A 10,593-nucleotide genomic window follows, 5' to 3' on the forward strand; every position below is an offset into this window, starting at 1 on the left:
AAATATAATTTTTGCTTATATATGAAAAGCCTGAGAGCTTTTTCACTCTCAGGCTTAATATCAGAATCTGAAATCGCGCTGACCGCCGTTCTTTATGCTGTCAAGGTACTCAATAGCACGCTGACGGCGCTTTTCGTCGGGAACGTTCTGTATCTCCTTGGCAATAAGCGCTTCTCCTACTGCCTTTGTTTCGGGTGAAGCATAGTCCGAGAGGTACTCCTGCAATGTCATAAGAGCGTTAGGGTGACAGCAGTTCTGTATCTGTCCTACCTTGCAAAGTGCCATGAAGCGGTCACCTGTACGTCCCTCACGATAGCAGGCTGTGCAGAATGACGGAATATAGCCTCCATCCATGAGCCATTTTACGACTTCATCGAGCGAACGCTGGTCTGATACGTCAAACTGCTCGGTATCATGCGGACGCTCCTCGGGAGTGTAGCCTGCATAGCCGCCTACGGAGGTTCTTGAACCGCCTGATATCTGTGATACACCGAGACCGAGGACCTTTTCACGACAGGCTTCGCTCTCACGGGTGGAGATTATCATTCCCGTGTACGGAACTGCTATTCTTATACAAGCTACTATCTTAGCAAATGTATCGTCATCAATGCCGTTATCGAAGGCTGTGGGGTCGATATCGGCAGCTCTTCTGAGTCTCGGAACACTAATAGTATGAGGGCCTACGCCGTGAACAGCCTCGAGGTGCTCGGCGTGCATGAGAAGTCCCGCAAATTCATATCTGTACTTGTCGAGTCCGAAGAGAACGCCGAGACCTACGTCGTCTATGCCTCCCTCCATAGCTCTGTCCATAGCCTCTGTGTGATATGCATAGTTGTGCTTGGGTCCTGCGGGATGAAGCACCTCATAGCTTGCCTTGTGGTATGTCTCCTGGAAGAGGATATAAGTACCGATGCCCGCTTCCTTGAGCTTGCGGTAGTTCTCAACGGTTGTAGCAGCGATATTTACGTTTACACGGCGGATAGCTCCGTTCTTGTGCTTGATCGAGTAGATCGTATTGATACATTCGAGGATGTATTCGATAGGATTGTTTACAGGGTCCTCTCCCGACTCAATAGCAAGACGCTTGTGTCCCATATCCTGAAGCGCAATGACCTCCTGACGCACTTCCTCCTGAGTGAGCTTCTTGCGTGGGATCTCCTTGTTCTGCATATGATACGGACAGTATACGCACTTGTTTACACAGTAGTTGGAAAGATAAAGCGGTGCGAACATTACTATTCTGTTGCCGTAAAATGCCTGCTTTATCTCCTTTGCAAGCTCATACATCTTCTCGGTCATTTCAGGGATATCACAGGCAAGAAGTACGCTTGCCTCACGGTGTGAAAGTCCTGCACATTCAACTCCCCTGCCTGTTTTCTTAGGTCTTGCCTTTTCAAGTATCTGCTCGATAAGCTCGCGGTTATGCTTGTTCTTATCGGCGTACTCCAAAGTTGCAAGTATCTCCTCGTCATTTATAAAATCGTCCGCATTCATAGACTTAACATCATACATATATATATTTCCTCCTGTACTTATTTCGCCTTACATGACATTGTTTTTACTTCAAGTTTATACACCGCGGTACGGCTCAGAACTTCATCGCTGTACGCAAGCCCCGTCCTGCCTGCTGCCTGCTTCATCACATATTCAAGAGCAGCTTTCTTTTCGTCAGAGCCATCTATCAGGGAAAGAACTCCTGTACCGATAACGCTCATAAACCTCGCAGAGTGACCGCAGGCTGTGTCAGCTCCTATAAGCTCATACCTGCCGTCTATTTCAAAGCCCACGGACGGTACGCTATGGGCAAGCTCGTACTTTCTTCCTGCCGCAGCACCGTGAAAATAGAAGGTATATCTACCGTCAGCCTCAGAATATCCGTAGTTTACAGGCACGATATAGACCTCACCATTGTCATTGAAGCCTACACGAAGTATCTTCTCTCCCGAAATAAACTGCCTGACAGCTGTTTCGTCGGTTATTTTCCTGTCATTTCTTCTCATGAAGCTCACCTATTACTTCTTTGAAATAGCAGCCTTGACGGAAACGCCCTGTATCTGTCCGAGTCTGCCCGTGAGACTGCTTATGACGTCGGGTTCGGCGTCAAGCGCCACTGATATGAGTGATATGCCTCTTTCCTTATATGGCAGACCCATTCGCCCGATGATTATATCGCTGTAGTCGTGAAGAACACTGTTGACCTCCACGGAAGCTGACTGTTCATCAATCACGATTGCTGCTACCGCTATCCTTTTACTTTCCATTTCTCCTCCTTTGCAGGCAGAAAAGCAGTCAATAAAAAATCCGCCCAGACGGACGGACAGTATCTGCATATGATATTGCTCAACTGCTGTCCGAAAACAGAGTTCTCACCCTGCTGCCCGATAACAATAATTATTTTATCAGCCAAAAGCAGAATAAATCCTGCTTTCCGCTGTTATTATCATACCACATTGTTATAATATTGTCAATTTTTTGTTGTTAGCAACCGATAACATAAAGCTTCTGCTGATTTTTGTTTATCTTATACAATCAGATAATTGTATTTTAAAAAAATTATATAATTTTTAAAAAATCACTGGACAAATCTTTGTATTTGTGTTATACTGTTTTTAGATTTATTTTTGAGGTGATCATCAATGGGTTTATTCTCATTTTTCCAGGGCGGAGCTAAATATTTCGATAAAAAGATAGAGCCTAAGTGCGATTACTGTATGTACGGTAAGAGAACCAAGGACGGCAACAGAGTCCTTTGTGAAAAAAGAGGTCTCGTTGAACAGAATTATTCATGCAAAGCTTTTATATATTCTCCTCTGAAGAGGATCCCTGTAAAACAGCTCAGATTTGTCGGAAGTATTGCCGATGATGAGCTTTTTATCGAATCTAAGGGCGATATTGCCGAAAAGCAGGAATCTGAACAGAAAAACGAAAAGAAAGCAAACGGCAAGTCCGATAATAAAACCGAAAACAAGGCTGCTGCAAAGCCCGAGGAAGCTCAGAATGAGGCTCCAAAGGAAGCTGAGAAGCAGGAAAACAGCGATGCTGCAGATCTGGCTCCGGACGCTGCTCCCGCAGCTCCTGCTCAGGAAGCAAGTGAACAGCAAGCTCCCGTCCAGCCTGCTCCCGTACAGTCCCCTGCTCCGCAGGCAGACGCACCAAAGCCTGCTGCACCTGTACAGAATATACCTGCTGTCGCAAAGCCTGTACAGCCTACTGACACACCAAGAGCGTGACTTTCAGAATGAATTATTAACGAGGAGTGTTCTGCACTCCTCTTTTTATTTCTCCTCATTTACTTGACAAAGCTATGGTTATCATGTATAATAATTATTGTTGCAGTTATCTCACTCGTTTTCTATCATCAGTCTCAGATAAGGTGTTTTTTGGATTTAGAACAGGAATACGGTAAAAAAAGGATATCGTTCAAAAGATGTCAGAGATGCTATAATATCATCGCAATATTCTATATGGCAGCTTTCGGTGGTATTGCTTTTTGTGAATTATACTCAGGAGTAGCCGGAGGATCGTCAGCTTCATTGATTGGTTTTCTTATCAGTGCAGCAACTCTTGCTGCAGGCTATGGCGGTGTATATGTCCATAGAGATATCCTGACTATAGTTGCACCTTTTCTTGCTTCGGTAAATTCATTCTTTTTTCAATCGTTAGTTTTTTTATACCTGTTTGTATCCTATGTTCGGTAGTGAATATTTTGGCCAACAGAAAGTACCGCTGGCTGGAACAGCAGGACGGATTTCCGTATTTTAACGTCCGTTTCAAATATCAGGAAATAGACAGTTCACAGTGGAATATCAAGGATCCGTATACCCAATCCTTTGAGAAGCTGAAAAAACAAGATAACAACAACGGTTAGATGGATGAACTCTGATCTGTACGTACTTAAGCGGATGTTGTAAAATCGGCAGATACGTTAGATTTCGTTCGCGCTACGTCATTGGTTTATAAAACTGTCCACTGTCGGCAGTCAAAATTGACAGCAAAATTTAATATGCGGGTGTGGTGAAATTGGCAGACACGTCAGATTTAGGTTCTGATGCCGTAAGGTGTGCAGGTTCAAGTCCTGTCACCCGCACCATAATGAGACGTCACAATGGAGATAGTATTCATTTGACGTTAGTGAAAAGCATCCCTATTTATAGGGGTGTTTTTCTTTTTGTCCCTACACAAGCAAGCGACGATTACCTTATTACTTAGTTGCCTAAGTTTAACCAAACCTAAGCATATAGACGACTTCATCCTTGCCTCACCCACTCTCACCATCAACTCATACTCCAACACCCGCAACTCACCATACATAAAAATCAGACAGTCTTAACTGTCTGATTTTTTGTTAACTTATTTTCGAAATATTGTAGTACTAAATTGTTTAGCCACTACTTCAATTCAGTAAGGTGAATTTTTATCCAAATACGCCCCGATATTTATGATGTCTTAATCCGAACCATTGATACTGTAATCGAGCGATTGATTGATCAAGTTCACGACATAGTCACGATCTTTGCCGTTAAATATCTTAATCCTGACGTGGCCGGTTCCCCAGCTACCCTTATCTGTTATATTCTCGGTTACATTCTTTGGGTCAACTATATTCTCATATGGTATATCCAATATCACGTTTAAGGAGTTTTTATAGATAATTATCTCGGCAAAATTTGTATAATCGTATTTATAGCCTATGTAGTGCTTTGTAATTGTCTTAGTGACGTCTTTATTGAGCTGTAATATAGCTTGATCTAATGCTTCGTATATCGCCTCAATATCGTCTCTCATTTCAGGCATATGTGCTATGTCTTCATAGACGACTCTTTCCTGCCTATAGTGAGTCTTATACGGTTTCAATTCGTCTTCTGTTAATTTTGGATAAGCCCAGATTTCAAGTGCTTGTTTAGCCAACTTTTCGGAGCGCTGATTAATATTATCTATCGTCCAAGATTCGCGCTCTTTATGATTTTCGTCGTAAACTATATCATTGCTAAGACGGTAATTACTGAACTTAATTCCGCCTTCAACTTCCAACTTCTTTTTGAATGGATAGTCTTGCATCTGCGAGTTGTATACGCCCTTAGTAATCGTAAGGTTGCCTATACGGTGCATATTAGATTTTTGTAGCTCGTTCCAGTTTTCTCCAAGCACTTCCTGCCACCAAGGTTTTAGCACCTCAGTTTCAGGCAGGATATGTTCAATAGATATATCCGTACCGTCAACAACAACTTTATTAAGATGATTATTATTTTCGAGCTTTTCGAGAGTGTAGTTTTTGAGCCTAGTGGTATAAATATCTTTTTCAGAGAAGGCTTTAGCGAAGTCTTCGTCATTAGGAAATTGCTTATAGCTGCCAAGTAGTATTAATGTCGCCAAGACACTGTTCTTATAATCCTGTTTCTTAATTGAGTTGTATAGAACAGCAAAAGTTTTATTTAGGGAATTGGTTGGAATTCCTACAATATACCGACGATAGACATAGGAATTGACAGCTTTTACGATTTCAATAAAATCATCTTTTGTTAACTTGAACTGGCCAGTTTCTTGCGCTTCTTCGTAATCGCCATAGACTTGCATGAGGAAAGGATTAGCAGTATCTACGCGCTGAACTTTTAGCTCTTGCCATAGCTCATTTAAGTCTTTGTCGTCATCCTTGCAAAGAGCAATCTTGCAATAATACTTTGAATACTTTCTCAGATTTTTTAGGATATCTTCTTTTGTTATTTTTTTATCTTCATAGAACTGTTTAAACTCGCTATAACCAGAGTCTAGTCTCACAATTCTTTTTTCGAGCATTGTAATGTAGTCACGGAGGAAATAGTCAAAACGCTCGGAAAAGCCTTCTTTACCAAAGGCGAGCTCAATTGGTCTCCAATAATCATCATATAACTTTCGTTGCTGCTCAGTATTAGAATCTAGGAGAAGGAAATTTCTGAGCAGATCACCCTGACTCAAATCCATACCAGTTGAATTCATGCTTTCGAAGATAATTTGCGGATTATCGACTCCTTTGCTTAGGCCAATATAAACAAGATCAAGCTTATTTATACCGACATATATCTTTTTTGCGAGTTCAATATCGTCTCCAAGGTAGTCACAGAAGAGCTGAAAATTTTCAATCATGCGTGTCGATACATTTTGCAGATCGTCTTCTCGATGATTAATTAGTGCGAAATAAGTATCCTTATCCTCGTCAGTGGGTACAAGTTTATATCTATCCTCATTATTAAAGCCATCGTTTATAAGGAAATTCTTTTTGATTGAATCAACAGTTTTAGCGTAGCTATTTCCAAGATCGGTGCCTTGATTCTTTTTTGCCTGAGATTCGTATAGGCGGCAAATTGCAATCATTAAGAGCGATAATGTCGTTATGCGCTGCTGCCCATCAATTATAATTTCTTCTTTTATTTCACCAGGCAGATCGATATCTGTAAGCTTATAGCACACCACCGAGCCGATAAAATGTCCAGAAGAGCCATCTTTATCTGCTAATTTTTTGATATCCTCCCACAATGTAGTACATTGCGTATCGCTCCAGTTATATTTTCTTTGGTAAACAGGAATCGAGAACTTTCTATCTACTTGGGATAGTAATTTATCAAATCTAGTCTCGTTTGCCTTCATGTTATTACCTCCAAACTCCTAATTCTTCTTCTATTTTTCTACTAAACGCCTTGACATTAACGTTCCCGAGTTTTTAGTCGCTGCCTGTATACATTTTTGTAAAATAGCATATATCTATTTTTCATGTAGAATTTACAGTATTCTTTTGGGCTATATGAACATTTTTTCAAGCATTGCCTTCTTAAGCCTTTTAAGCGTATTACACTTACACCGATGAAGGGAGATAAGATTGTCAAGTTGTCCTAAATACTCACCAATTTTATTTTGTTCTTCGTAGCTTGGAATAGAAAATGTCAGGTTGTTTAATGCTCCAAAATTAACTGCAGGCATGGATGTCGAAGCACTCATTTCTTTCAACATTTTATTAAAATCCGTTCCCGAAAACTGTTGGAATAAAAACATATTACATGCTTTGAATAATGGCTCTGCCTTAAACAAATTATTGGCAATCACGCCATTATACCCATATCCTATGGTCCCCACAGCCCCATAACGAACAAAGAAAATATCATCAGTTTTTACTCTTCCTTTGCCTGTTGGATTATAGACATATCTTGGTGGTTCACCCTCTTGCGTAACATCTATAATTCTTATAAATTGTTCCGTATTTTCCAGCTGTTCAGCAAATTGCCCCTCTACAGGGACCTGCAATCCTTGCGATAATTTGAATTCATCTCCAAACTTACGCTGTTCCCAAGCGTCAGTAAAACCTTCGAAACGCACTTCAGGATAAAGGCATCCGTTTTGAGGAAACATTTTATCTAGCATGGACTTCTTGATATTTTGAAGCTTTTCATACTTACACCGATGAAGGGAGATAAGATTGTCAAGTTGTCCTAAATACTCACCAATTTTATTTTGTTCTTCGTAGCTTGGAATAGAAAATGTCAGGTTGTTTAATGCTCCAAAATTAACTGCAGGCATGGATGTCGAAGCACTCATTTCTTTCAACATTTTATTAAAATCCGTTCCCGAAAACTGTTGGAATAAAAACATATTACATGCTTTGAATAATGGCTCTGCCTTAAACAAATTATTGGCAATCACGCCATTATACCCATATCCTATGGTCCCCACAGCCCCATAACGAACAAAGAAAATATCATCAGTTTTTACTCTTCCTTTGCCTGTTGGATTATAGACATATCTTGGTGGTTCACCCTCTTGCGTAACATCTATAATTCTTATAAATTGTTCCGTATTTTCCAGCTGTTCAGCAAATTGCCCCTCTACAGGGACCTGCAATCCTTGCGATAATTTGAATTCATCTCCAAACTTACGCTGTTCCCAAGCGTCAGTAAAACCATCAAATCTTATTTGTGGAAAGTTATAAGAAACATGAGCCTCCATATGGTGCGATTATATCATATAGAGGCTCGCTTTTCTTTAGCAACTATGCTTAATCGTCAAATAGCTAGTAATACTAGTCTATATCGAAATCTTTAATCAAGATGAATTGCCTGAGAAGTTTATCGACTTTCAGTTTGACCTTGATCCTTTTTACGGGTGCACCTTCAACTTTTTCAAAATATGCTTGTGCTGTCGGAATATCCACAGTCGCAAGAAGCTTATCGAAAAGGCCAAATTCATTTAAGTTATCACTCGTAACATGCCTTTCCATAAAGTTCCTTAAAGCTTCTTCATTAATACCAATAGCGACTGCAAATCTATGAACCCTATCATTATGAGCCTCAATAGCATATTCGTTAATATAATCAGAAAGACTTTTAGTGTCTTCGATCTTAATATTTCCTTTTTGAATATCTAAAAGAAGCATATTGGCATACTTTTGTTCTTCCTGAGTCAAAATAGAAAATGACTTATGGAGCTCGTTAAGTATAGCTTCCGTCTCGTTAATAGCCTCAAGCTGATTATAAATAATGGCTTTAAAAAGGCTTCAATTATTTGCAGGGATTTAGAAACAAAACAATATTTACTAGAAATAGTAGCAAAGCTCAATATGCCCGATCTTGATGTCATGCTTTATACCACATATGAAGCGAAGGGCTTAGAGTTTGATGCGGTCATAGTAATTGATACGTATAAGCAAGACGAAAAAGAGCTATTATATACAGCGTGTACTCGTGCACAGCATCAGCTAATCGTGTTTAAGACCAATAGTAAATAATTAGTTAATGGTAAAATTAAATTATGAACTACGATATTTTAAAAGTATCAAATTATCGTATGCTAATTAAAAAATACCCTTATGGCGCTGTCAAAAAGCGAATAATAGATAATAAGGTAATAACGATTCCCGATGGCTCAGTCCAGCCTAAATACGGTTCAAATTTAGCAGCAATAAAGAATATTATCGCATACGGTTGCAAAATAGGAATATTAAAAGCAACGGATGAAGCTAACGAGTATATAGTAGTTGAGTACAATAATGAAACTCTTTTCAAGTTCTTTAAATATAGACCTCCGGTTGGACTAAGCGGTAGGAAACGCCGTGGAGGGGCAATTAAAATAATAAAGCCTGCAAAATAATTTATAGTGGACCTAATCCACGATATCTGTTTTCTTATATAGGAGAATACGTTATTGGTGGATGTGTTCGGGATTGCGAGATAGAAGAGGGGTTATATGCCGTAAAATTCAGAGACTGCGAAGAAGTAGTTGAATTTAACTAATAATCATATATTCAGTAGTAAAAGCTAACAAAAGTAAGTACCTCAATCTTTTATTAATAAAAACGTTTAGAGATTTTAAAGTGACAACAGTAAAGCCCAATACCACAAACAAAAGAAAAACAAAGATTATTCTAGCTACAATTACCGGAATCGTAATTGCTTGCAGTTTTATTCCGTTCAAAAAGGAAGTGTGGCGCAATAATCCGCCGAAAGAGTTTGGCGTATTTGAGTTTATAAAAACACCATTCGTTATAACCGATTATGATTGTGTCGACAATTGGAGATGTCAGGAATACCATGCATACAAAGTAGATGCAATGGTTCTGTCCAATTATGGCTGCGTAGGAGAAAATAATTACTCTAGTTCATGTAACTACTTCTATATCTCAAAAAGCAGAAAGCTATATTCATCTCCAGAAGATGCGTATTTTGATAGGACACAAAAAAGCGACACAGTCATAGAGTATAAAGACGGCGATTTCGAGCCATACATTACCCTCGTCGAAACAAATGATTGTTATATATTCGGATTATATTGCCCAGACGACATAGATTACAGGCATCAAAATTTCACAATCACAACAAATAGAAAACAGACCGCAATAAAGTATACGACTGAATGCTCGAGTATCTCAGATGACAAAAAAGGAGATTACTCAACCAAGTGCAGCTATACGAATCCACAAACAACACGTATAGATTTCGCTTTATAAATAATTACTTTTTTATTTTTTAAGCTATAGCAACAGTAGTTGCCGGAAAGCCAATAAATATAGCCGCTAGCTATAACAAATGCAGTAGCAGTATCACCAGAAGATAGCTTATTTACATGTAGGTACCGCAGTATCTGTGGATAGTGTTTCCGAACTTAGCACGGACACCGCTCCTGAGTCTGCTCTCGAGAAGCACCTGTGCCTGATCGAATGTCTCGCGGTCGATTATCGCAGGCATGAAGTTTTCGTGTCGGTACCGTTCCTCGGGCGGAATGACGTCCACGGTCTTATATATCTTCGATGTCACAGTCTTGTGGTTGACGAGCGTTCCTGTGTACGCCTCGTTCTGGATTATACGCTTGACCGAGGTCTGCACCCACAGGAACTTTCTCGCAGCCTCAGTATGTCGCGGATTCTTCGCCTGATATTTCGTAGCCGTGCTGCTCGGCGTAGTCCACGAGTATCTGCCGCTGATTCTGAAGACTGTTCATCTCAGCGTCCTCGTCGCGTGACTGTCTGTAATATAACCATGCTTTCATTTTTATACCTCCATTCGTATTGGCAGTCGCAGCACCTCGGTTGGTGCTACGACACACCATACCACAGACCTCCTCAGAAGTCTACTG

General features: G+C 40.1%; 13 protein-coding genes and 1 tRNA gene. 6 read left to right on the plus strand and 8 right to left on the minus strand.

Annotation, left to right across the window (positions count from 1 at the left end; all coding sequences use genetic code 11):
* Nucleotides 1-60: 60 nt before the first annotated feature.
* Genes hydG through Q0R37_RS13255 form a run of 3 tightly spaced genes read right to left on the minus strand, consistent with a single transcriptional unit; the run spans nucleotide 61 to nucleotide 2,261 of the window.
* On the minus strand, nucleotides 61-1,512 hold the full coding sequence (gene hydG / locus Q0R37_RS13245) for a [FeFe] hydrogenase H-cluster radical SAM maturase HydG (RefSeq protein ID WP_294755010.1): 1,452 nt from the start codon (nucleotides 1,510-1,512) through the stop codon (nucleotides 61-63).
* Between the two features lie 20 nt (nucleotides 1,513-1,532).
* On the minus strand, nucleotides 1,533-2,000 hold the full coding sequence (locus tag Q0R37_RS13250) for a pyridoxamine 5'-phosphate oxidase family protein (protein ID WP_294755012.1): 468 nt from the start codon (nucleotides 1,998-2,000) through the stop codon (nucleotides 1,533-1,535).
* A 12-nt stretch (nucleotides 2,001-2,012) separates the two neighbouring features.
* Entirely contained in the window at nucleotides 2,013-2,261 is a 249-nt protein-coding gene (locus tag Q0R37_RS13255; protein WP_294755014.1) for a TM1266 family iron-only hydrogenase system putative regulator, read from the minus strand.
* A 375-nt stretch (nucleotides 2,262-2,636) separates the two neighbouring features.
* Here Q0R37_RS13255 and Q0R37_RS13260 point away from each other — a divergent pair, with 375 nt between their 5' ends.
* The 3 genes from Q0R37_RS13260 to Q0R37_RS13270 all read left to right on the plus strand — a co-directional run bounded on the left by Q0R37_RS13260 (nucleotide 2,637) and on the right by Q0R37_RS13270 (nucleotide 4,090).
* Nucleotides 2,637-3,230 carry a hypothetical protein gene (locus tag Q0R37_RS13260; protein ID WP_294755015.1) on the plus strand — a complete coding sequence of 198 codons (594 nt, stop codon included), beginning with the start codon at nucleotides 2,637-2,639 and terminating at the stop codon, nucleotides 3,228-3,230.
* 476 nt (nucleotides 3,231-3,706) lie between these two features.
* Nucleotides 3,707-3,868 (plus strand): hypothetical protein, encoded by a 162-nt coding sequence (locus tag Q0R37_RS13265; RefSeq protein WP_294755017.1) that lies wholly within the window; start codon nucleotides 3,707-3,709, stop codon nucleotides 3,866-3,868.
* 137 nt (nucleotides 3,869-4,005) lie between these two features.
* Nucleotides 4,006-4,090 (plus strand) — tRNA-Leu (locus tag Q0R37_RS13270).
* 356 nt (nucleotides 4,091-4,446) lie between these two features.
* Here the strand turns inward: Q0R37_RS13270 and Q0R37_RS13275 are convergent.
* The 3 genes from Q0R37_RS13275 to Q0R37_RS13285 form a co-directional block, all read right to left on the minus strand.
* Complete coding sequence (locus Q0R37_RS13275) at nucleotides 4,447-6,621, minus strand: DUF262 and DUF1524 domain-containing protein (RefSeq protein ID WP_294755019.1); 2,175 nt, start codon at nucleotides 6,619-6,621, stop codon at nucleotides 4,447-4,449.
* 150 nt (nucleotides 6,622-6,771) lie between these two features.
* Nucleotides 6,772-7,971, minus strand: coding sequence for a restriction endonuclease subunit S (locus Q0R37_RS13280; RefSeq protein ID WP_294755021.1), 1,200 nt, complete (start codon nucleotides 7,969-7,971; stop codon nucleotides 6,772-6,774).
* Nucleotides 7,972-8,044: 73 nt separating this feature from the next.
* Nucleotides 8,045-8,428 (minus strand): hypothetical protein, encoded by a 384-nt coding sequence (locus tag Q0R37_RS13285; RefSeq protein WP_294755022.1) that lies wholly within the window; start codon nucleotides 8,426-8,428, stop codon nucleotides 8,045-8,047.
* A 15-nt stretch (nucleotides 8,429-8,443) separates the two neighbouring features.
* Between Q0R37_RS13285 and Q0R37_RS13290 the strand changes: the two genes are divergently transcribed.
* From Q0R37_RS13290 to Q0R37_RS13300, 3 genes are all read left to right on the plus strand, one after another.
* A complete protein-coding gene (locus tag Q0R37_RS13290) occupies nucleotides 8,444-8,749 on the plus strand; it encodes an ATP-binding domain-containing protein (protein ID WP_294755023.1) in 306 nt (101 codons plus the stop codon).
* Between the two features lie 23 nt (nucleotides 8,750-8,772).
* Entirely contained in the window at nucleotides 8,773-9,111 is a 339-nt protein-coding gene (locus tag Q0R37_RS13295) for a hypothetical protein (RefSeq protein WP_294755024.1), read from the plus strand.
* A gap of 223 nt (nucleotides 9,112-9,334) precedes the next feature.
* Nucleotides 9,335-9,967, plus strand: a complete 633-nt coding sequence (locus Q0R37_RS13300; RefSeq protein ID WP_294755025.1) for a hypothetical protein — start codon at nucleotides 9,335-9,337, stop codon at nucleotides 9,965-9,967.
* Nucleotides 9,968-10,079: 112 nt separating this feature from the next.
* Here the strand turns inward: Q0R37_RS13300 and Q0R37_RS13305 are convergent, their stop codons facing one another.
* Entirely contained in the window at nucleotides 10,080-10,349 is a 270-nt protein-coding gene (locus Q0R37_RS13305) for a recombinase family protein (RefSeq protein ID WP_366517441.1), read from the minus strand.
* Nucleotides 10,350-10,365: 16 nt separating this feature from the next.
* A complete protein-coding gene (locus tag Q0R37_RS13310) occupies nucleotides 10,366-10,506 on the minus strand; it encodes a hypothetical protein (RefSeq protein ID WP_294755028.1) in 141 nt (46 codons plus the stop codon).
* Nucleotides 10,507-10,593: the final 87 nt, after the last annotated feature.

Origin of the sequence: uncultured Ruminococcus sp., from assembly GCF_946415235.1 — a bacterium.
GTDB lineage: Bacteria > Bacillota > Clostridia > Oscillospirales > Ruminococcaceae > Ruminococcus.

What these genes read in the sequence shown, in the direction of transcription:
- Q0R37_RS13310 (WP_294755028.1), bottom strand. Translation starts at nt 10,506, where the DNA reads ATGAAAGCATGGTTATATTACAGACAGTCACGCGACGAGGACGCTGAG.
- Q0R37_RS13275 (WP_294755019.1), bottom strand. Translation starts at nt 6,621, where the DNA reads ATGAAGGCAAACGAGACTAGATTTGATAAATTACTATCCCAAGTAGAT.
- Q0R37_RS13295 (WP_294755024.1), top strand. Translation starts at nt 8,773, where the DNA reads ATGAACTACGATATTTTAAAAGTATCAAATTATCGTATGCTAATTAAA.
- Q0R37_RS13280 (WP_294755021.1), bottom strand. Translation starts at nt 7,971, where the DNA reads ATGGAGGCTCATGTTTCTTATAACTTTCCACAAATAAGATTTGATGGT.
- Q0R37_RS13290 (WP_294755023.1), top strand. Translation starts at nt 8,444, where the DNA reads ATGGAGCTCGTTAAGTATAGCTTCCGTCTCGTTAATAGCCTCAAGCTG.
- Q0R37_RS13250 (WP_294755012.1), bottom strand. Translation starts at nt 2,000, where the DNA reads ATGAGAAGAAATGACAGGAAAATAACCGACGAAACAGCTGTCAGGCAG.
- Q0R37_RS13255 (WP_294755014.1), bottom strand. Translation starts at nt 2,261, where the DNA reads ATGGAAAGTAAAAGGATAGCGGTAGCAGCAATCGTGATTGATGAACAG.
- Q0R37_RS13260 (WP_294755015.1), top strand. Translation starts at nt 2,637, where the DNA reads ATGGGTTTATTCTCATTTTTCCAGGGCGGAGCTAAATATTTCGATAAA.
- hydG (WP_294755010.1), bottom strand. Translation starts at nt 1,512, where the DNA reads ATGTATGATGTTAAGTCTATGAATGCGGACGATTTTATAAATGACGAG.